Genomic DNA, 18837 nt, shown 5'->3' on the forward strand with positions numbered 1-18837 from the left:
TTCCGCACGCGTCACGGCGCGGCCCGCGGGCCGCGCCCTGCACCATCAAGCACGGCGGTCCGCGACACCGAACAGGCAGCGCGACCGCGCCAGGCACAACCGCTCCCACGAGCACCGGATTCCCGAGGACACCATGGCCGACAAGAAGACCTTCCACCTCCCCGACCTCGGCGAGGGCCTGCCCGACGCGACCATCGTCGAATGGTTCGTCAACGTGGGCGACACCGTGCGCCTGGACGAGAACCTGGTGTCGATGGAAACCGCCAAGGCCGTGGTCGAGGTGCCCTCGCCGGTCTCGGGCAAGGTGCTGAAGCTGGCCGGCGCCGCGGGCGACGTCGTGATCACCGGCGCGATGCTGGCCGAATTCGAGATCGACCCGAGCCTGCCGCAGCGTGCCGAAGGCCAGGACACGGGCCACCACCACGGTGGCGGACACGGCGTCGGCAGCCAGGATCCCGCGCCGGACGACCGCGTGGTCGCCTCGGACGAAGGCGGCGCGATCGAGGAATCCGGCGAACCGGCACCGCAGGCCGCCGCGAGCGGCGAGCGCGCCGACAGCGGCACCGTGGTCGGCGCGATGCAGTCCTCCGACGCCGTGCGCAGCGAACAGGCCGTGGCCGTGGGTGGCGTGCGCGCGGTGCCCGCCGTCCGCGCGCAGGCGCGCAAGCTCAAGGTCGACCTGAGCCGCGTGCGCGGCACCGGCACCGATGGCACGGTGACCATGGCCGACGTGAAGCGTGCGGCCGCCGACGGCAGCGCCGCGATCGGTGCCGGCGGTGGCGGTGGCGGTGGCGGTGCCGGCCGCTCCGGCTCCGGCGCTGGCGCTGGCGCTGTGGGAGCGGCTACAGCCGCGATCCCCGCAGCACCGATCGCGGCCATGGCCGCTCCTACAGGAGGAGCCGCTGCAAGCCGCGCCGCCTCCGAGCGCACCGCGCTCTCGGCCTCCGGCAAGCCGATGCGCACCCAGCCGCCAGGCGTCACCGCCAGCGGCCAGCCGGAGCAGCTCAAGGGCGTGCGCCGCAACATGGCCCGGGTCATGGCCGCAGCCCACGCGCAGGTGGTGCCGACCACCCTGGTCGACGACGCCGACCTGCACGCCTGGTCCGGCAAGCAGGACATCACCGCGCGCCTGATCCGCGCCATCTGCACCGCAGCGAAAACCGTGCCGGCGCTCAATGCCTGGTTCGACGGCCAGAACCTGACCCGCACCCTGCACCCGCAGGTCGACATCGGCATCGCCGTGGACACCGACGACGGCCTGTTCGTCCCGGCGCTGCGCAACGCCGACGTGCTCGACGCGGCCGGCATCCGCACCGGCATCCAGCGCCTGCGCGCCCAGGTCGAGGATCGCAGCATCCCGGCCAGCGAGCTGTCGGGCTACACCATCAGCCTGTCCAACTTCGGCATGTTCGCCGGCCGCTACGCGACCCCGGTCGTGGTGCCGCCGTGCGTGGCCATCGTCGGCGCGGGCAAGCTGAGCCAGGACGTGGTCGCGGTGATCGGTGGCATCGAGATGCACCGCCGCATGCCGATCTCGCTGACCTTCGACCACCGCGCCGCCACCGGCGGCGAGGCCGCGCGCTTCCTCAAGGCGATCCTCGACGACCTGGCGCTGCCGAACTGAGGCACCCGCGGCGGCACTTGCCGCCGCCACCGGCCCGGGCGGAGGATCGGACACCCCGCCCCGGAGCCTGACATGGCCCACCGCAGCCGCCTGTCGACCTTCGTCCTCGACTGCCACGTCGAGGACCTCGCGCCACACGTGGAATTCTGGAGCCAGGCGCTCGGCAAGCCGGTGGCGGCTGCCGACGAGGACGGCGATGGCCGCTATGCGCGGCTGTCGACGGACTCGGACGAGCCGGTCCTGCTGCTGCAGAAGGTCGACCACGGCAGCCGCATCCACCTCGACATCGAAACCGACGACGTCGAGGCCGAGGCCGGCCGGCTGGAGCGCCTGGGCGCGAAGCGCGTTCGCAAGGTCCACACCTGGTGGGTGATGGAGGCGCCCAGCGGCCACCGGTTCTGCGTGGTGCGGCAGCAGCGTGAGCCCTTCGGGCCGCACGTCAACCGGTGGGAATGACCCAAGTCCGGATCGCGGCCGTGGCCGCTCCTACAGGGGTGTGGCGCGCCGGCCTTGCCGGTCGAGCCACACCGCCAGTCCCTGCGCGTTGAGCTCGATGTCCATTTCCAGCAGTTCCGGCACCCGCCGCTCCGGATCCGCCACGCCGTGGATGCGCGCGCGGTCGACGTAAAGCCGGGTCAGCGCGCGCACCAGCGCCGCATGCCGGTCGGGCGCATCGGCCAGGAACTGCGCCAGCGCGACCATCGCGTCGACCTGCTCGACCAGGCGCAGCCCGACGCGCTGCACATCGCCGGCCACGGTGCCGAAGTGGGTCAGGTGGCAGGCCAGCGGTCGGGTCGCCAGCAGCCGCCGGATCGAATCCTTCATCTGCAGCGGGTCGAACTGCACCGGCGAGGTGGTGGGGATCGCGAACGGCCGCCCGCCGACGTCGAACTCGCGGTACGAGATCCCGAAGGCGTCTCCGGTGAACCAGGCGCGGCTGCGTTCGTCCCAGACCGAGAGGTGGTGCAACGCATGCCCGGGCGTGTGCGCCAGCAGGAGCGGACGGCCGGCGAGTTCGACGACCTCGCCGTCCGCCGCGGCGCGCACGCGCTCCGCAGGCGCCGGCACCAGGCTGCCGTAGGACCGCTCGAACAGCGCATCGCCGTAGACCTGGCGTGCGCTGGCAGTGAGCCTGGCCGGATCGACCAGGTGCGGCGCGCCGCGCGGATGTACCACCAGGGTGGCCGTTGGCAGCTCGCGCAGCAGCGCGCCGGCGCCACCGGCGTGGTCGAGGTGCACGTGGGTGGCGATGACGTAATCGACCGCGTCGTGCGCAACGCCGGCGGCGTCCAGCGCGGCCAGCATGCGAGGCACGCTGTGCAGGGTGCCGCAGTCGATGAAGGCGGCGCGCCCCTGCTCGACCACCAGCCATGCGGCGCAGAACGCCGGGCGATCGCCGAAGCCGGTATCGACGAGGATGACGTCGCCGCTCACGCCACCGGCGTCCGCCGCCGGCCGAACAGCAGCGCGCGCACCAGCACCGCGACCAGCAGCGCGCCCAGGAAGACTCCGTAGCCGAGCGCGGTCGCCAGGATGTGCTTCCACATCCGGCCATGCGCGGGATCGGCGATGTCCTGCACCCAGTACAGGCTGGCCACGAAGGCGGCCAGCGACAGCAGCAGCGCCACGACGTCGTAGAGCCGGCGCGCGGCGCCGCGTGGCTCGCGCGGCCAGAACCAGAACAGCGTCGCCAGGATCAGGAACCAGGGCAGGAACAGGATCAGGGTGAGGTTGGCCTCGAGCAGGGGGTTCATCCGCCCTCACCCGCGAAGCGCTCCAGCGCGCCCAGCACGTCGTCGACGTCCACGCCCTCGGCCACCGCGCCGACCGCGGCATCGTCCAGCCACATGCGCCGGTTCGCGTCCACGCGCGGCGCCGCGGCGCCCGACTTCAGCAGGCCGACGATGCGCCCGGCATCGCGCGGCGACGCGAAGCCGTCGCCCTGCAGCAGCAGACGGTCGCCGTCGACGAGCTTGAAGTGGAAGCGGCCGTCGGCTTCGCGGTACTGCTTGAACACCGGCAGGGCGGGCTTCGATGCGTCGGCCACGCCGGCCTCGACGCGCGTTGCCAGCGACAGGTCGCGCAGCCCCACCGCGTCGCGCAGGCGCGCCAGGAAGGGCCGTGCCTGCTCGTCGCGCAGGCGCTCGCCACCCCTGCGCAGCAGCCGCTCGAGTCCCGCGGGGTCGGCGACCAGGGCCTGGTAACGCTCGCGCAGCGGCGCCAGCTCGGCATCGATGCGTTCGAACAGCCGGGCCTTGGCCTCGCCCCAGGCGATGCCCCCGGCGAAGGCGGCGCGCATGGCTTCGGCCTCGTCGCGATCGGCAAAGGCCTGATAGAGCTGGAACAGGGCCGAGCCCGCGGTCTCCTTCGGCTCGCCCGGCGCGCGCGAATCGGTGACGATCGAGAACACCAGCCGGCGCAGCTCGTCGCGCGGCGCGAACAGCGGGATCACGTTGTCGTAGCTCTTGGACATCTTGCGGCCGTCGAGGCCGGGCAGCGTCGCGACCTGCTCCTCCACCAGCGCCTCCGGCAGGGTGAAGTGCTCGCCGTAGATGTGGTTGAAGCGCTGCGCGAAGTCACGCGCCATCTCGATGTGCTGGACCTGGTCGCGGCCGACCGGGACGCGGTGGGCGTTGAACAGCAGGATGTCGGCGGCCATCAGCACCGGATACATGTACAGCCCCGCGGTCACCCCGGCGTCGTCGTCCACGCCTTCGGCGCGGTTGCGGTCGACCGCCGCCTTGTAGGCATGCGCGCGGTTGAGCAGGCCCTTGCCGGCGACGCAGGTCAGCAGCCAGGTCAGCTCGGTGGTCTCGGGGACATCGGACTGGCGATAGAACGCCACCGTGTCCGGATCCAGCCCGCAGGCGATCCAGCTCGCCGCGATCTCCAGCGTCGAGCGCTGCACGCGCAGCGGATCCTGGGTGCTGATCAGCGCGTGGTAGTCGGCGAGGAAGAAGAAGCTCTCGGTGCCGGCCGCCGACGCGGCCGCGACCGCCGGACGGATCGCGCCGACATAGTTGCCGAGATGGGGAACGCCGGTGGGCTTGATGCCGGTGAGGACGCGCAGGCTCATACGGAAACGGGACGCCAGTGGACTGACGCCCATTCTATCCCGCGGCCCGCGCTGCCCCGGGCGGCCCGCCACAACAGAAAAGGGCCGGCATGTGCCGGCCCTTCGGGTGACGCGGGCGATGGATCAGCCGAGGGTCTTCTCGAAGTCACGGACCTCGCGGTCGGCGCGGTCGCGCTCCCAGCCGTACTTTTCCTGCAGCTTGCCCGACAGGTATTCGCCGTTGCCCTCGGCGACGTCGAACACGTCGTCGGTGAGGTCGCCCCAGCGTGCCTGGGCCTTGCCCTTGAGCTGGCTCCACTTGCCGGAAATGATGTCCTTGTTCATGCGCTGCTCCTCGATCTTCTTGGGGAAAGTGACCGCATCGCTGCGGTACGCCCCCACAGTGCCGAAACCCGCATCACCACCAGGTCAAGATTCCGTTCGCCGGCCTTCACCTTGGCAACGTGCGTTCAGCGCGGATCGGTGGCACCGGTGTCGTCGGCCGCGCCTTCGACCTTCTCGCCGACCTTCTGCACGTCCTTGCCCGCGCCCTTGACGGTGTTGCAGGCGCTGAGCATGCCGATCGAGAACATCGAAACCATCATCAGGATCGCAATACGCTTCATGTGGATCTCCTTCTTTGCAGGGTGCCGCAGGCGGCAGCCGCCCCGGTCAGGGACATGAAACGCAGCACGAGGTGAAATCCGCGTTGACGCCGGCCACGCGCGTGGCCGGGCTCGCGCGACCGTTCAGTCCCGGATTCAGTCGCGCATCAGCGTCGACTTGCCGAACAGGCTCTCGACCAGGTCGACCGCGAGGCGCGCGGTGCGGTTGCGCGTGTCCAGCGCCGGGTTCACTTCGACCACGTCGAGCGAGTCGGCGCCGCCCGCGTCGGCGATCATCTCCATCATCAGCTGGGCCTCGCGATAGTCGAGGCCACCGGGCACGCGCGTCCCGGTGCCCGGCGCGATGGTCGGATCGAGCACGTCGACGTCGAAGCTGACATGCAGGTGGGTGTCGCCGTCGAGGCCGGCCAGCGCCTCTTCCATCACCTGCTTCATGCCGACCTCGTCGATGTAGCGCATGTCGTAGATGTCGAGGCCGTGCTCGCGCACCAGGCGCTTTTCCTCCGGATCCACCGAGCGGATGCCGATCTGGCGCACGTCGGACGGCGCGAGCATCGGCCCTTCCCCGCCCAGGTTGACCAGGACGTCCGGGCCGAGTCCGCACAGGCAGGCGACCGGCATGCCGTGGACATTGCCCGACGGTGTGATCGCCGAGGTGTTGAAATCGGCGTGGGCGTCGATCCAGAGCACGCGCAGGCGCTTGCCGCGCGCGCGGCAGTGGCGGGCCACCGCGGTGATCGAGCCCATCGCCAGGCTGTGGTCGCCGCCGAGCATCACCGGCATGCGGCCGGCCGCGAGTTCGGCCGCGGACATCTCCATCACCGCGCGGTTCCAGGCCACGACCTCGTCGAGGTGGCGGTATCCGCCGTCCGGCCGGGTCCAGGGATTGCGCGGCCCGCCGACGTCGCCGCGATCGACCACGTCAATCCCGCGCGCCGCCAGCGCCTCGACCAGGCCGGCGACGCGCAACGCTTCGGGCCCCATCGATGCGCCGCGCGTGCCGGCACCCACGTCGGTGGGCACTCCATAGACGGACACGGGCTGCGGCTTCAGCATGCGGAACTCCAGCGGGCACGGAAAGATGGTGCCGGCAGTCCGAATCGAACGGACGACCTACCGCTTACAAGGCGGTTGCTCTACCAGCTGAGCTATGCCGGCACATGCGCCACGAGGGCGCGCGGCATTCTAGCGCGCCGCGGCCGCGACCACGCCGGCGCAATCGATCGTACGGGCGTCGGACGCACCGGCCGCGGCGCGCGCGGCGGCCGCATCGAAGGCCGGACCCGCGGCCAGATCGAGCCAGTAGCGCGTCGTGGCCTCGCCCAGCGGCTGCGCGCGGGCGGGGAAGCCCGCGGCGCGCAGCGTGGACTCGCGGCGGCGCGCGGCGGGCTCGCTGCCATAGCGCCCGAGGGCGATGGCGTTGGCCTCGTCCCCCGACGGGACCACCAGCAGGTCGTCGAAGCCCGCCGCGCGGATCTTCGCGGCCAGCGCATCGGCCGCGGCGCGGTCGGCCTGCGCCGCCATGGTCACGCGCCAGCCACGCGGCGCATCGATGACGTCGCGCACGCGCGTGCGCGTCGCACCCAGCGGCTGCAGCGCGCCGCGCGCGGCGGCCACCGACGCGGCGTCGGCATAGGGACCGAAGCTCATGCAGCGCAGGGGCGATTCGGGCGGAAGCTGGGGCGTCGTTGCCGCGGGGTTCGAGGCGCCAGTCGCGCCGCTCGCGCCGGCATCGGCGATCGCGGCGTCGCGCAAATCCGTTCCCGCGGCCGCGATGGTTCCGTCGGCTCCGGACGCGGGTTCCGGCGGCGCGACCCCGCTGCCAGTCGAGCCGACCGCAGCGGCGACATCTCCCGCGCCGCCAGCAGCGGCCGACCCCGACGCGGCGTCATCGCCGTCGCGCACGGGCTCGCCCGGCAGCCGCAGCGTGGGCACGCCTTCCGCGGGGGCCCAGGGCGTCGGCGGCAGGGGGCCTGGCCGCAGCACCCACCAGGTGGCGACTCCGAAGTTGAGCATGACCAGCAGGACAAGCAGGGCGCGTGCAGGCATGCCCGGATTCTAGCCCGGGCCTGCCGGCTGGCGTGCCAGCCGCGCGAGGCCGTCCATGACCAGCGACGGCAGGTGCACGGCCCGGGCAAGCCCGGGCAGCAGCGCCGCGGCGCCGCCGCCATGCACCACGATCGACGGCGACGTACCGGCCAGTTGCCGCGCCTGTTCGCGGCTGCGCTCGACCAGGCCGAGCGCCGCACCCAGGCAGCCCGCCGCCAGCGCATCGACGGTGTCGGTCGCGAAGTGCGTCGCGGTCCCGCCATCCAGCGGCAGCTGCGGCGCACGCGCATGCAGCGCCTCGCGCATCAGCGTCGGCGATGGCGCGATGCAGCCGCCCAGGTGCCGCCCATCCGCATCGACCAGGTCGACGGTCAACGCGGTGCCCACGCCTACCACCAGCACCCAGCCGGGGATGCGCCCGCGCGCGCCGACCATCGCCAGCGCGCGGTCGACGCCGAGGCGGGACGGATCCTCGTAGCCGATGCGCACGTCGGCCATCTCGCGCTCGACGCGCACTTCGACCACCCGCCTCGCGCGCGGCACCAGCACCTGCAGCAAGGCGGCGCGCAGTGCGGCCGGGCCGACGCTGGCGACCCAGGCCACTTCGATCCGCGGTGGCAGGTGCGCGGCCCAGGCCGGGTCGAGGTTGCGGCCGTCGTGCGCGAACGCCGCGACGTCACCCGCCCCGCCCGCGTCCAGCGGTGCCAGCTTCAGCCGCGTGTTGCCGAGATCGAAGGCCCAGTCGCTCATGCCGCTGCCCCGCGCACGCGCAGGCTCGCTTCGCCCGCATGGACATGACGCTCCACGCCATCGACCGCCACGCGCAGCGCCCCGTCGGGCGCGAGCCCCAGCGCGATGCCCGCCTGCACGGTGCTTCCGGCGCGCACCTCCACCGGGCGACCGGCAAGCGCGTCCAGCGCGGCGTAGCGCGACAGGAAGGGCGCGAGGCCTTCCCGGTCGAACTGCGCCAGTGCCGGCACCAGGCCGACCACCAGGGCCGCCGCGAGCGCGTTGCGCGACGGCGCGGCCGGGCCAAGCGCCGCAAGATCGCACCAGGGCTGGTCGATGGCGGCGGCCACCGTCGCCGGCATGCGCACGTTCAGGCCCAACCCGACCACCGCGCGGACCGGACCGGCATGTTCCCCGCCGCCCTCCACCAGCAGGCCGCCGAGCTTGCGCAGCCCACCGGTCAGGGGCTCGACGACAACGAGGTCGTTCGGCCACTTCAGCCGGACCGCGTCGTAGCCCAGGGCATGCAGGGTCTCGGCCGCCGCCACGCCGGCCACCAGGCCCAGGCCGCCCAGCCGCGCCAGCCCGCCGTCGAAGGCCCGGGCCAGCGACAGGTACAGGTTGGCGGCGAGGGGCGAGGCCCAGGCGCGGCCCAGCCGGCCGCGGCCGCCGGTCTGGCGCTCCGCCAGCAGCACCTCCACGCCGGTCGGCGGCGTGCGCCGGCGCAGCAGTTCGCTGCTGGTGGAATCGATCGTCCAGGCGACGTCCGGTCCATGGATCGCGGCGCGGACCCCGTCGGGCAGCAGGTCCGCGATCGCGCCCGCCTCGAGGAGGTCCACCGGCGCCTCCAGGGCATAGCCCCGTCCGGGACGCGCGGCGATCGCGATCCCGGCCGAGCGCAGCGCCTCGATCCGCTTCCACATCGCCGCCCGGGTCAGTCCGGCCTCGCGGGCGAGTACGTCGCCCGACACCGGGCCTCCGGCCAGGCGCCGCAGCAGGGCTTTTTCCACCAGTTCGGGCGCGCGGGCGGTGGTGGCGTCGTCTGGCGTCGGCATGCCCGGATTATCACACCGGCCCGCGCGTCGACGGCCGGCCCCCTTGCAGCGGCCCGCATGCATGTATGATCCGGAGGTTGACCCGGTTACCGAACAGGCCTCTGCCATGTCCGTCCGCGCCCTTCTCGTCCTGACGCTGCTGTCCCTGGCCCTCCCTTCGGAGGCCCGCGAGGCGCGCATGTCCGGCCCGGGTGGCGACGGTTCGGCGTGCTCGACCGACTACCCCGCCAGCACCGGGCCCGACGTCGACCCGGTCCGTGCCGCCAGGCGCCCCGAGTCGGACAAGCCGGCGATCCCGCGCGGCACCGGCTCGGACGCCGACGCCTCGCGCCCGGCGCGCTGGCACAGCTTCCTGCCGGGAATGTTCCGCTAGGCGACGGCGTGCTGGTCAATAGGGTGATCAGGCGCCTGTTCCGGCGCCCGCCCGCCGACATCGATCCCCGCCACTGGCAGACGGTGCAGGCCACCGTCCCCTGGGTCGCTGCACTGGATGACGCGCGCGCCGAACGGCTGCGCGTGCTCGCCGCGCGCTTCCTGCGCGACAAGACCATCACCCCCATCGCCGGACTGGTGCTCGACGACGCCGCCCGCACCACGCTCGCCGCGCTGTGCTGCCTGCCGCTCCTCGAATTCGGCGCCGAAGGCCTGCATGGCTGGTCGCAGCTGCTGGTCTATCCCGACGCGTTCCGGGTCGACCGCAGCCACGTCGATGCGGCCGGAGTGGTGCACGAGTGGGAGGACGACCTGGCCGGCGAGGCCTGGGAGCACGGCCCACTGGTGCTGTCCTGGGCCGACGTCAGCGCCGACCTGGCCAGCCCGCGCGACGGCTGCTGCGTGGCCGTGCACGAGATGGTGCACAAGCTCGATGCGCTGGACGGCGTGCTCGACGGCACCCCGCCGCTGCCGCGCGACTGGCAGCGCGAATGGGCGCGCGACTTCCAGCAGGCCTATGACGGCTTCGCCGGGCGCGTCGACCGCGGCCTGCACACGCGCATCGATCCCTACGCGGCCGAGGCGCCCGAGGAATTCTTCGCGGTCTGCAGCGAATACCACTTCAGCGACCCGGCCCTGCTGGCGCGAGAACTGCCGGCGGTCGCCGGACACCTCCGCCGGCTGTACGGCACGCCGCCCTTCGCCAGCGCCTGAGCGCACGCGCGACCGGGCGGGCTCAGAGCCCCGGCGGCAGCCGCACCAGGAAGCGCGCACCACCCAGCTCGGGCGCGGCCGACACCTCCAGCTCGCCGCGGTAGCTGCGCACGATGTCCTGCACGATCGACAGGCCGATGCCGTGGCCCTGGACGCGCTCGTCGCCGCGCACGCCGCGCTGCAGCACGTGCGCGATGCGCTCGGGCGGGATGCCGGGGCCATCGTCGTCCACCGCGACCAGCAGGCCCGGCCGCCGGCGCGGCGCGCTGGCGCCGGGCTGCACGGTCAGCAGCACGCGCCCGCGTGCCCATTTGAAGGCGTTCTCCAGCAGGTTGCCGAGCAGCTCCTGCAGGTCGCCCGGCTCGCCATGGAAGCGCGCGGCCGGATCGATCTCGAACTCGCAGACCGCGCCCTTACCGGCATAGATCTTCTCCAGCCCGCGCACGATCGCCTCCGCATAGGGCTCGATCTCCACCGGCGCCGCGAACAGCTGGTGTCCGCCCGACGCGCCGCGGCTCAGCTGGTAGCTCACCAGCTCGTTCATGCGCCGCACCTGGTCGGCGACGTCGGCGCGCAGCTCGGCTTCGCTGGCGTCGCCGTCCAGGCGCGTGCGCAGCACCGCCAGCGGCGTCTTCAGGCTGTGCGCGAGGTCGGCCATGGTGTTGCGCTGGTGCTCGAGGTTCTGGCGCTCGCTCTCCACCAGCGCGTTGATGCTCTCGGTCAGCGGCTCCAGCTCGCGCGGATGCAGCTCGCTCATGCGTTCGGCCTGGCCGCGCTGGACCTTGTTGAGCTCGGCCACCACGCGCCGCAGCGGGCGCAGGCTCCACCGCAGCACCAGCGCCTGCAGCAGCAGCAGGACCATGCCGGCGATGCCGAGGTAGCCCCACAGCGCGGCGCGGAACACGCGCACCTGCTGTGGCAGCAGGCCGGCGTCTTCCATGATGTAGATGGTGTACGGGAACTCGGCCTCGGGGCGCTGTTCGAGGTCCCAGATGAAGCCCTTGCCGTAGCGCAGCACCTCGCCATAGGTCTCGTCGGCGCGGGTCATCGGCAGCGGCCCCTCGAACTTCTCGACCCCGCCCTCGAGCAGCTCCGCGTCCGGCAGCTGCGGCCCGCTGGTCGACTCCGACGACCAGGTGCCGTTGGGCAGCACGACCAGGGCGTACAGGCCGCTGCCGGGCCGCTCGAAGCGTTCGTCAGGCTGGGTGTACGGGGGAATCAGGTTGCCGGCGCGGTCGAACTCGATGTCGCGGGCATAGGAGGTCGCGTAGCTGCGCAGGCGGTCGCGCTGCAGCTCGCTGGCGACATCGACGAAGGCCCGGTCGAGCGCGTAGCCCGCCGCCGCCAGGAACGCGACCAGCCCCAGGCTCGCGGCCAGCAGCTGGCGCGCCTGCAGCGAACGCGGCCGCCACGCGAGTCTCCGATCCTTGCGCGCCTGCCCCACGCCGCCTCCGATCCATGCCGGGCGCCGTGGCGCCCCGCCGGCCTCAACCCTCGTTGCTGCGCGGGATCGCGAAGCGGTAGCCGCGACCGCGCACGGTCTCGATCGGCTTCAGGGTGCCGTCCGGATCCAGCTTCTTGCGCAGGCGGCCGATGAAGACCTCGAGCACGTTGGAGTCGCGGTCGAAGTCCTGCTGGTAGATGTGTTCGGTGAGATCGGCCTTCGAGACCAGCTCGCCGGCGTGCATCATCAGGTACTCGAGCACCTTGTACTCGTAGCTGGTCAGGTCGACGTTGGCGCCGTTGACGCTCACCGTCTGCGCGGCGAGGTCGAGGACCACCGCACCGCACTCCAGCGTCGGCTTGCTCCAGCCCGCGGCACGGCGCACCAGCGCGTTGATGCGCGCCAGCAGCTCCTCGACGTGGAAGGGCTTGACCAGGTAGTCGTCGGCGCCCTGCTTCAGGCCGTCGACCTTGTCCTGCCAGCTCGAGCGGGCGGTGAGGATCAGCACCGGGAACTGCTTGCCCTCGTCGCGCAGGGCCTTGATCAGCTCCATGCCCGACATCTTTGGCAGCCCGAGGTCGATGATGCCGACGTCGAACGGCACTTCGCGGCCCATGTACAGGCCCTCTTCCCCGTCCTGGGCGGCATCGACGGCGTAGCCCTCGCGCTTCAGGCGCGCGGCCAGGGTCTCGCGCAGGGGGGCTTCGTCTTCAACAAGCAGGATGCGCATCGGTGTCTCCGGTGTGCCGCCGCGTGGCTGGGCCGCCGCAGCGAAGAGGTTGCCTCAGGGTGCGCATTCAGTCGTCGTCGCCGCGTGTAGGGCGTGCCGCACGACGCGGACGGGCGTCCGGGTCGTCCATGTACACGCGCACGCGACCGCGATCGTCGACCACCTTCACCCGGTTGATGTCGCGACCGTCGAACGGCACGCGCTCGGCGCTCAGCACCTGGCCACCGGTGCGGCTCTGCACCCGGCGCACTGAATCCGACAGCGCATCGCGGCGCGCGCTGCGCTGGGCCGGCGGCGGCAGGCCGGGGATCGGCGCCTCGGCGCGCGGCGGCTGCGCCTGGCCGCGCCGCGAGGGTCGGCCGTCATCGCCATGCGCGGTGCCGGCCACGGCAAGCGTGGCGAGCAGGCACAGCAGCGGAAGCGGACGACTGACGGTCATGTGCGGCATTTCCGAAAGAATACAGAAAGTTACGGGCGCGGGCAGCGTGGCGCACCGCAGCGATGCAGTGATTCTCGGAAGCAGGCGGTGAATTACCCCTTAACTTTTCCGGAGGCGGTCCGCCCCTGTTCACGTTCGACAGGCGCGCGGCGCGTTTGCGACGCCGTCAGTAGATCTCGGCGACGCAGCAGCGCAGCGAGCCTCCCGCCGCCTCGATCGCATCCAGGGCGACGTCGCGCAGCGCGAAAGCCGCCTGCGCGAGTCCGCACCGGCTCGCGGCGGAGAGCGCCTGCGCGGCGCGCTCGCTCATCCAGGCCAGGTCCGGCGAGAGCGCGATGGCGTTGCCGGCGAAGGCCGCCTGCTCCGCCTCCGACAGCAGGATCGCGTGTGGCGCATACAGCGCGGCGATGGTGTCAGGTACGGCCGGATCGGCGAAGCCCGCCGGGCAGATGAGCGCCGCACGCCCGGCGAGCACCGCGAGCACGACGTTGGTGTGGTACTCGCCGGGGGCGAGGTCGAACATCAGGGTCGCGCGCAGGCCCAGGGCCTCGTGCATCAGGCGCGCCCCTTCGGCGTCGCAGCGCTCGGACAGCCCGCACAGACCCAGGCCGCGTGCGCGATCGATGACCAGGGCGCCGGTGAGTTCGCAGGCATGCGGCTGCTGCGACAGGTCGCGCACGGCGTGGCCCATGAGATCGCCGAAGAATCCGCGGATGTCGGCGCGCAGCGCCTCGCGCTGGCGCACCGGGTGGCGCATGCGCCCGACCACCAGTGCGCCGGGCGCGGTGGCGAAGACGTTGTTGGGGAACAGCCCATCGGGCGCCAGCGGATCGCCGGGAAAGCACAGCGTCGGCAGCACCGTCGCCAGCGCGCGCTGCAGCTCGCGGTGCTGGGCCGATGCGCGCGCGGCGTCGAAGCCGTCGGCCTCGGCCATGTAACGGTTGTCGCTGGCCGACTCGTCGGCGCGGCCGAAGCCATCGGGCGCGACCAGGAAGGCGGCGCGCGCGGTCGCCGGACCGAAGTCCGGCGGGCAGCCGCGGGCGAAGGCGAGGAAGGCGGCGGGGTTGCGGGTCAGCGACGCCATGTCAGGCGACAGCACGGCCGCCACCGGCGGTCATCGCGATCGCGCGTTCCACCAGCGACCAGTCGGCGCCGGGACGGTGCGCACCCTCGCTCAGCACCTGGCGGAACGCGCGGCCGCCGCGTTCGCCCTGGAACAGGCCGAGCCAGTGGCGGCTGATGTGCTTCAGCTGGGCGCCCCGCGCCAGCCGCGCTTCCACGTAGGGGCGCATGGCCCGCAGCATGTCGGCGCGCGTGGACACCGCACCGCCGTACCAGGCCGCGTCCAGCCGATGCAGCAGCCAGGGGTCGTGGTAGGCGGCGCGCCCCAGCATGGCCCCGTCGACGTGGTCCAGGTGCGCGGTGGCTTCCGCCGCATCCGCGATACCGCCGTTGACCACCACCGCCAGCCCCGGTCGCTCGCGCTTCAGCGCGTAGGCCCAGTCGTAGCGCAGCGGCGGGACCTCGCGGTTCTCCTTCGGCGACAGGCCCTTCAGCCAGGCGTTGCGTGCATGCACCACGAACAGGCGGCAGCCCGCCGCGGCGACCGTATCGATGAAGGCGAGGAAACGCGCGTACTCGTGGTCGTCGTCCACGCCCAGCCGGCACTTCACCGTCACCGGCACGTCGCAGGCCGTGCGCATCGCCGCCACGCTCTCGGCGACCAGCGCCGGCTCGCGCATCAGGCAGGCACCGAAGCGCCCGGCCTGCACCCGGTCGGATGGGCAGCCGACGTTGAGGTTGATCTCGTCGAAACCGTGATCGGCACCGATGCGCGCGGCCTGGGCCAGCAGCGCCGGCTCGCTGCCGCCGAGCTGCAGCGCCACCGGATGCTCCACCGGATCCAGCGCCAGCAGCTTGGCGCGATCGCCATGGATGACCGCATTGGCGTGCACCATCTCGGTATACAACCGCGCGTTCGGCGCCAGCAGGCGGTGGAAGACACGGCAGTGCGAGTCGGTCCAATCCATCATCGGGGCGACCGAGAGGCGGATGGACGCCGCGTAGCGCGCACTGTCGCGGCGCGGGCCGGCTGCGTCCGGGGCTGCCGCTGCGTCGAGGTCGGGGGGGGCTGTCGTCGTCATACCGGTCACCGCGCTGGCAGGGTCGGGAGGCGCCGCGCAGGGCCGACAGGGTACACGCCGCCCTGCCCGCCTGCAGGGCCCCACCCGGCCACGTTCACGCGTCGCCGGGTTCCCCGGCCGCGTCCGCTTCCAAGCCCTCGAGGATCGGGCAGTCCGGCCGGTGGTCGCCGGCGCAGCCATCGGCCAGGGTCTGCAGGGTGTCCGCCATCTGCCGCAGCCGGGCGATGCGGTCCTCGAGGTCCGCGATATGCGCCTGCGCGAGCCGCTTGACGTCGGCGCTGCGGCGCGAGCGATCGCTCCACAGCCCCAGCAGCCCGCCGATCTCGGCGACCGCGAACCCGAGGTCGCGCGCCCGGCGGATGAAGCGCAGGCGGTGCACGTCGGCATCGCCATACAGGCGATAGCCCGCGGCGCTGCGCGCGGCCGGCGGAACCAGCCCGGCCTCCTCGTAGTAGCGGATCATCTTCGCCGACACCCCGGACGCACGTGCGGCCTCTCCGATGTTCACGCGCGCCGCGCCCCGGCCAGCCCGGGCGCGCCGCTCATGCCGCGACCACCGGCGCCTGGAAGCGCCGCAGCCGCAGCGCGTTGCCGAGCACGAACACGCTCGACAGCGACATCGCGCCCGCCGCCAGGATCGGCGACAGCAGGATGCCGAAGGCCGGATACAGCACGCCGGCCGCCACAGGAATCAGCGCGGTGTTGTAGGCAAAGGCCCAGAACAGGTTCTGGCGGATGTTGCCGATGGTCGCCCTGGACAGCGCGATCGCGTTCGGCACGCCCTGCAGGCTGCCGGACATCAGCACGACGTCGGCCGCTTCCATGGCGATGTCGGTGCCGGTGCCGATCGCGAGGCCGACGTCGGCCTCGGCCAGCGCGGGCGCATCGTTGATGCCGTCGCCGACGAACGCGAGGCGGCCATGTTCGGCCTTGAGCCGGCGGACCGCTTCCACCTTGCCTTCGGGCAGCACCTCGGCAACCACCTCGTCGATGCCGAGGCGTGCGGCGATGGCCTGGGCGGTGCGCGCGTTGTCGCCGGTGATCATCGCGACCTTGAGCCCCTGCGCATGCAGCGCGGCGATCGCGGCCGGGGTGTCGGGCTTGACCGGGTCGGCCACCGCGATGATCGCGGCCAGCCGGCCGTCGACCGCGGCGTACAGCGGCGACTTGCCTTCGCTGCCCAGGCGCGCGGCCACCGCGGCGAAGGCATCGACCTCGAGGCCCAGCGCGCGCATGTAGCGGTCCGCGCCCACCTCGACGCGATGGCCGTCCACCCGCGCATGCACGCCCATGCCGGTGACCGACGCGAAATCGCCCGGCTCCGGCACCGCGATGCCTTCGCCCTCGGCCGCGGCGACGATCGCCCGCGCGATCGGATGCTCCGAGCGCGACTCGACCGAGGCCACCAGGCGCAGTACCTCGCCGCGCGTGAAACCTTCGGCCAGTTCGAGGTCGGTCAGCGCCGGGCGCCCCTCGGTCAGCGTGCCGGTCTTGTCCACGGCGACCACCGCGGCATCCTTCAGCAGCTGCAGCGCCTCGCCCTTGCGGAACAGCACGCCGAGCTCGGCGCCGCGGCCGGTGCCGACCATGATCGAGGTCGGCGTGGCCAGGCCCATGGCGCAGGGACAGGCGATGATCAGCACCGCGACCGCGTTCACCAGCGCCAGCCCCAGCGCCGGCTCCGGGCCGAACAGCATCCAGGCGACGAAGGTCAGCAGGGCCACCAGCATCACCGCCGGCACGAACCAGAGCGTGACGCGGTCGACCATGCCCTGGATCGGCAGCTTCGACCCCTGCGCCTGCTCCACCAGGCGGATGATCTGGGCCAGCACCGTCTGCGCGCCGACCGCGGTCGCGCGCAGGGTCAGCGCGCCCTGCTGGTTCACGGTGCCGCCGACGACGGCCGCGCCGGCTGATTTCTCCACCGGCACCGGTTCGCCGGTGATCATCGATTCGTCGACGTAGCTGCGGCCCTCGACCACCGCGCCATCGACCGGCACGCGCTCGCCGGGGCGCAGTTCGACCAGGTCGCCCGGCCGCACTTCGCCAATGGGAATCTCGGCGCTGACGCCGTCGCGCACCACCCGGGCGAGCTTGGGCTGCAGGCCCACCAGGCGCTTGATCGCCTCCGAGGTGCGGCCCTTGGCGCGCGCTTCCAGCCAGCGGCCCAGCAGCACCAGGGCGACGATCACCGCCGCGGCTTCGTAATAGACATTCACCGTGCCCGCCGGCAGCAGCCGCGGCGCGAAGGTCGCGACCAGCGAATAGCCCCAGGCCGCGAGCGTGCCCACCGCGACCAGCGAGTTCATGTCCGGCGCCAGCCGCAGCAGCGCCGGGATGCCGGCGGTGTAGAAGCGCCGCCCCGGCCCGACCAGCACCGCCGTGGTGAGCGCGAACTGGATCAGCCAGCTGCGCTGCAGGCCCAGGCCCTGGTCCACCCAGTGGTGCATGGCCGGCACCAGGTGCGCGCCCATCTCCAGCACGAACACCGGCAGGGCCAGGGCCACGGCCAGCAGCAGGTCGCGCTTGAGGGTCGCGCTTTCTGCCTCGCGCCTCGCGGACTCGGCCGCGTCGTCGCGCGGTCCGCTCGCGTCGAGGGCGCGCGCGGCATAGCCGGCCTTGCCGACGGCGGCCAGCAGGGCCACGGAGTCGGTCGGGCCATGCACCGTCGCGCGCTCGGTCGCGAGGTTCACCGCGGCCGTGGTCACGCCCGGCACCGCCTGCAGCGCGCGCTCGACGCGGGCGACGCAGGAGGCGCAGGTCATGCCCTCGATGGCGAGTTCGATGGGCGGGCCGGCCGGGCCGCGCGCCTTTTCCTGCTGCTGTCTGTCCATGGGGACAGCCTAGACCTTCCCACCGCTGGAAGGTCAAGGCGGCCCGGGGTCAGCCGTCCGTGGGCAGCGGCCGGCCCCACCGGCGATAGCTGTCGGCCATCCCCTCGCGCAGCCGCCTGGCCCGGGCGCTGCCAGGCTCGACGCCGAAGTCGCTCGCGATGCCCTGCCAGCCGTCCGGGTGCCCGGCCGACCAGGCCTCGATCACGCCGCGACAGGGGCGGCCGGACACCCGCGCCAGCGCGCAGGCGTAGTAGAGGTCGCCGGGCACGCGTTCCTGGCGGCCGAGCAGGTCCTCCAGCAGCGGGCGCGGGGCGTCGAAATAGCGCACCAGTTCGTCGACGAAGGCGTCGGGATAGCGGCCGGCATAGCGGTTGATGTCGCCGAGGCGGGCATCGACCACGGCGTCGCCGGTGGCGGGCGTCCACGTCGCCGGGGCGTCCTGCGTCGGGACGTCCTGCGCCAGCGCGGCCAGCGGCAGGAGCAGCCACAGCAGGCAGGCGAGCAGCAGCGGGTATCGAAGGTTCATGCGGTCTCCGCGTCAGGGGTGCCGGCCAACCGGCAGCAGCAGGTCGTGTTCGCGCCCCGGGAACACCTGCCCTTGGGGATCTCGGACCTGCAGCGCGCCACCGCCGACCAGGGCATACCGGCGCAGCCCGCCGGTGCCCGGCTCGAGGCTGAGCAGCTGGCCGTCGAGCCGCCATTCGCCCGCTTCGTCGAAGCTCTGGCTGCCGTCGACGGCAACATACACCTCGACCAGCCGGTAGCGGTCCCGGCCGGCCTGCCGCTCGAGGACCAGGCGGGTATCGATCGCCTCGCAGTCGGCGCAGGGCAGGCGCCCGCGCCATTCCGCCGCGCCCTCGCCGATCACCGGCGGAGCCGTCCCCGCGTCATCGGGCTCGCGCACGCAGCCCGCGGCGACGCCGGCAAGCAGTGCGACCAGGAGCGCGTGGAGGCGTGGCATG

The 18837-nt window shown here is 72.9% G+C and carries 22 protein-coding genes and 1 tRNA gene; 4 read left to right on the forward strand and 19 right to left on the reverse strand.

Annotated elements, in window-relative coordinates:
• Window positions 1–133 precede the first annotated feature (133 nt).
• Together JGR68_RS12340 and JGR68_RS12345 are read left to right on the forward strand one after the other, a co-directional pair.
• Entirely contained in the window at window positions 134–1624 is a 1491-nt protein-coding gene (locus JGR68_RS12340; protein WP_199362331.1) for a dihydrolipoamide acetyltransferase family protein, read from the forward strand.
• 72 nt (window positions 1625–1696) lie between these two features.
• Entirely contained in the window at window positions 1697–2080 is a 384-nt protein-coding gene (locus tag JGR68_RS12345; protein WP_199362332.1) for a VOC family protein, read from the forward strand.
• A 30-nt stretch (window positions 2081–2110) separates the two neighbouring features.
• On the opposite strand, the gene JGR68_RS12350 is transcribed toward JGR68_RS12345, so the two are convergent.
• The 10 genes from JGR68_RS12350 to birA all read right to left on the reverse strand — a co-directional run bounded on the left by JGR68_RS12350 (window position 2111) and on the right by birA (window position 9096).
• Window positions 2111–3058, reverse strand: a complete 948-nt coding sequence (locus JGR68_RS12350) for an MBL fold metallo-hydrolase (protein ID WP_234446515.1) — start codon at window positions 3056–3058, stop codon at window positions 2111–2113.
• The gene (locus JGR68_RS14075) at window positions 3055–3378 is read right to left on the reverse strand and encodes a hypothetical protein (RefSeq protein ID WP_234446516.1); all 324 of its coding nucleotides are present in this window, start codon (window positions 3376–3378) and stop codon (window positions 3055–3057) included. Before JGR68_RS14075 ends, JGR68_RS12350 begins: the two co-directional genes overlap by 4 nt.
• Window positions 3375–4700, reverse strand: a complete 1326-nt coding sequence (locus tag JGR68_RS12355) for a tryptophan--tRNA ligase (protein WP_199362334.1) — start codon at window positions 4698–4700, stop codon at window positions 3375–3377. The genes JGR68_RS14075 and JGR68_RS12355 overlap by 4 nt, the downstream gene beginning before the upstream one ends.
• Window positions 4701–4823: 123 nt before the next feature.
• On the reverse strand, window positions 4824–5024 hold the full coding sequence (locus tag JGR68_RS12360) for a CsbD family protein (RefSeq protein ID WP_199362335.1): 201 nt from the start codon (window positions 5022–5024) through the stop codon (window positions 4824–4826).
• A 125-nt stretch (window positions 5025–5149) separates the two neighbouring features.
• Window positions 5150–5305 (reverse strand): entericidin A/B family lipoprotein, encoded by a 156-nt coding sequence (locus tag JGR68_RS12365; RefSeq protein WP_199362336.1) that lies wholly within the window; start codon window positions 5303–5305, stop codon window positions 5150–5152.
• A gap of 135 nt (window positions 5306–5440) precedes the next feature.
• Window positions 5441–6361 (reverse strand): arginase, encoded by a 921-nt coding sequence (rocF, locus tag JGR68_RS12370; protein ID WP_199362337.1) that lies wholly within the window; start codon window positions 6359–6361, stop codon window positions 5441–5443.
• A 26-nt stretch (window positions 6362–6387) separates the two neighbouring features.
• Window positions 6388–6463: transfer RNA gene (locus JGR68_RS12375), tRNA-Thr, on the reverse strand.
• Between the two features lie 27 nt (window positions 6464–6490).
• A complete protein-coding gene (locus JGR68_RS12380; protein WP_199362338.1) occupies window positions 6491–7354 on the reverse strand; it encodes an SPOR domain-containing protein in 864 nt (287 codons plus the stop codon).
• Window positions 7355–7363: 9 nt separating this feature from the next.
• Entirely contained in the window at window positions 7364–8104 is a 741-nt protein-coding gene (locus JGR68_RS12385; RefSeq protein ID WP_199362339.1) for a type III pantothenate kinase, read from the reverse strand.
• A complete protein-coding gene (birA, locus tag JGR68_RS12390; protein WP_199362646.1) occupies window positions 8101–9096 on the reverse strand; it encodes a bifunctional biotin--[acetyl-CoA-carboxylase] ligase/biotin operon repressor BirA in 996 nt (331 codons plus the stop codon). Before birA ends, JGR68_RS12385 begins: the two co-directional genes overlap by 4 nt.
• A 148-nt stretch (window positions 9097–9244) precedes the next feature.
• On the opposite strand from birA, the gene JGR68_RS12395 reads away from it, so the two are divergent.
• Window positions 9245–9511: a hypothetical protein gene (locus tag JGR68_RS12395; RefSeq protein WP_199362683.1), complete on the forward strand. Its 267-nt coding sequence runs from the start codon at window positions 9245–9247 to the stop codon at window positions 9509–9511.
• Entirely contained in the window at window positions 9478–10284 is an 807-nt protein-coding gene (locus JGR68_RS12400) for a M90 family metallopeptidase (protein ID WP_199362647.1), read from the forward strand. The genes JGR68_RS12395 and JGR68_RS12400 overlap by 34 nt, the downstream gene beginning before the upstream one ends.
• Window positions 10285–10306: 22 nt before the next feature.
• On the opposite strand, the gene JGR68_RS12405 is transcribed toward JGR68_RS12400, so the two are convergent.
• The 9 genes from JGR68_RS12405 to JGR68_RS12445 form a co-directional block, all read right to left on the reverse strand.
• The gene (locus JGR68_RS12405) at window positions 10307–11728 is read right to left on the reverse strand and encodes a sensor histidine kinase (protein ID WP_234446517.1); all 1422 of its coding nucleotides are present in this window, start codon (window positions 11726–11728) and stop codon (window positions 10307–10309) included.
• A 43-nt stretch (window positions 11729–11771) separates the two neighbouring features.
• Window positions 11772–12458, reverse strand: a complete 687-nt coding sequence (locus tag JGR68_RS12410) for a response regulator transcription factor (RefSeq protein WP_199362340.1) — start codon at window positions 12456–12458, stop codon at window positions 11772–11774.
• A 67-nt stretch (window positions 12459–12525) separates the two neighbouring features.
• Window positions 12526–12897: a hypothetical protein gene (locus tag JGR68_RS14155; RefSeq protein ID WP_343224986.1), complete on the reverse strand. Its 372-nt coding sequence runs from the start codon at window positions 12895–12897 to the stop codon at window positions 12526–12528.
• 166 nt (window positions 12898–13063) lie between these two features.
• Window positions 13064–13996: an arginine deiminase-related protein gene (locus JGR68_RS12420; protein WP_234446518.1), complete on the reverse strand. Its 933-nt coding sequence runs from the start codon at window positions 13994–13996 to the stop codon at window positions 13064–13066.
• Window positions 13983–15041, reverse strand: a complete 1059-nt coding sequence (dusA, locus tag JGR68_RS12425; protein WP_199362341.1) for a tRNA dihydrouridine(20/20a) synthase DusA — start codon at window positions 15039–15041, stop codon at window positions 13983–13985. The genes JGR68_RS12420 and dusA overlap by 14 nt, the downstream gene beginning before the upstream one ends.
• 94 nt (window positions 15042–15135) lie before the next feature.
• Complete coding sequence (gene cueR, locus JGR68_RS12430) at window positions 15136–15549, reverse strand: Cu(I)-responsive transcriptional regulator (protein WP_199362342.1); 414 nt, start codon at window positions 15547–15549, stop codon at window positions 15136–15138.
• 34 nt (window positions 15550–15583) lie between these two features.
• A complete protein-coding gene (locus JGR68_RS12435; RefSeq protein ID WP_199362343.1) occupies window positions 15584–17875 on the reverse strand; it encodes a heavy metal translocating P-type ATPase in 2292 nt (763 codons plus the stop codon).
• A gap of 49 nt (window positions 17876–17924) precedes the next feature.
• On the reverse strand, window positions 17925–18401 hold the full coding sequence (locus JGR68_RS12440) for a hypothetical protein (RefSeq protein ID WP_199362344.1): 477 nt from the start codon (window positions 18399–18401) through the stop codon (window positions 17925–17927).
• 12 nt (window positions 18402–18413) lie between these two features.
• The gene (locus JGR68_RS12445; protein ID WP_199362345.1) at window positions 18414–18836 is read right to left on the reverse strand and encodes a copper resistance protein NlpE N-terminal domain-containing protein; all 423 of its coding nucleotides are present in this window, start codon (window positions 18834–18836) and stop codon (window positions 18414–18416) included.
• Window position 18837 lies beyond the last annotated feature (1 nt).

Origin of the sequence: Luteimonas sp. MC1750, assembly GCF_016615955.1 — a bacterium.
GTDB lineage: Bacteria > Pseudomonadota > Gammaproteobacteria > Xanthomonadales > Xanthomonadaceae > Luteimonas.

Excerpts from the sequence above, each read along its gene's own strand:
- JGR68_RS12355 (WP_199362334.1), bottom strand. The coding sequence starts at position 4,700 with ATGAGCCTGCGCGTCCTCACCGGCATCAAGCCCACCGGCGTTCCCCAT.
- dusA (WP_199362341.1), bottom strand. The coding sequence starts at position 15,041 with ATGACGACGACAGCCCCCCCCGACCTCGACGCAGCGGCAGCCCCGGAC.
- JGR68_RS12440 (WP_199362344.1), bottom strand. The coding sequence starts at position 18,401 with ATGAACCTTCGATACCCGCTGCTGCTCGCCTGCCTGCTGTGGCTGCTC.
- JGR68_RS12360 (WP_199362335.1), bottom strand. The coding sequence starts at position 5,024 with ATGAACAAGGACATCATTTCCGGCAAGTGGAGCCAGCTCAAGGGCAAG.
- JGR68_RS12445 (WP_199362345.1), bottom strand. The coding sequence starts at position 18,836 with ATGCCACGCCTCCACGCGCTCCTGGTCGCACTGCTTGCCGGCGTCGCC.
- JGR68_RS12380 (WP_199362338.1), bottom strand. The coding sequence starts at position 7,354 with ATGCCTGCACGCGCCCTGCTTGTCCTGCTGGTCATGCTCAACTTCGGA.
- rocF (WP_199362337.1), bottom strand. The coding sequence starts at position 6,361 with ATGCTGAAGCCGCAGCCCGTGTCCGTCTATGGAGTGCCCACCGACGTG.
- JGR68_RS12395 (WP_199362683.1), top strand. The coding sequence starts at position 9,245 with ATGTCCGTCCGCGCCCTTCTCGTCCTGACGCTGCTGTCCCTGGCCCTC.
- JGR68_RS12410 (WP_199362340.1), bottom strand. The coding sequence starts at position 12,458 with ATGCGCATCCTGCTTGTTGAAGACGAAGCCCCCCTGCGCGAGACCCTG.
- JGR68_RS12340 (WP_199362331.1), top strand. The coding sequence starts at position 134 with ATGGCCGACAAGAAGACCTTCCACCTCCCCGACCTCGGCGAGGGCCTG.
- JGR68_RS14155 (WP_343224986.1), bottom strand. The coding sequence starts at position 12,897 with ATGACCGTCAGTCGTCCGCTTCCGCTGCTGTGCCTGCTCGCCACGCTT.
- JGR68_RS12345 (WP_199362332.1), top strand. The coding sequence starts at position 1,697 with ATGGCCCACCGCAGCCGCCTGTCGACCTTCGTCCTCGACTGCCACGTC.
- JGR68_RS12365 (WP_199362336.1), bottom strand. The coding sequence starts at position 5,305 with ATGAAGCGTATTGCGATCCTGATGATGGTTTCGATGTTCTCGATCGGC.
- JGR68_RS14075 (WP_234446516.1), bottom strand. The coding sequence starts at position 3,378 with ATGAACCCCCTGCTCGAGGCCAACCTCACCCTGATCCTGTTCCTGCCC.
- JGR68_RS12385 (WP_199362339.1), bottom strand. The coding sequence starts at position 8,104 with ATGAGCGACTGGGCCTTCGATCTCGGCAACACGCGGCTGAAGCTGGCA.
- JGR68_RS12435 (WP_199362343.1), bottom strand. The coding sequence starts at position 17,875 with ATGGACAGACAGCAGCAGGAAAAGGCGCGCGGCCCGGCCGGCCCGCCC.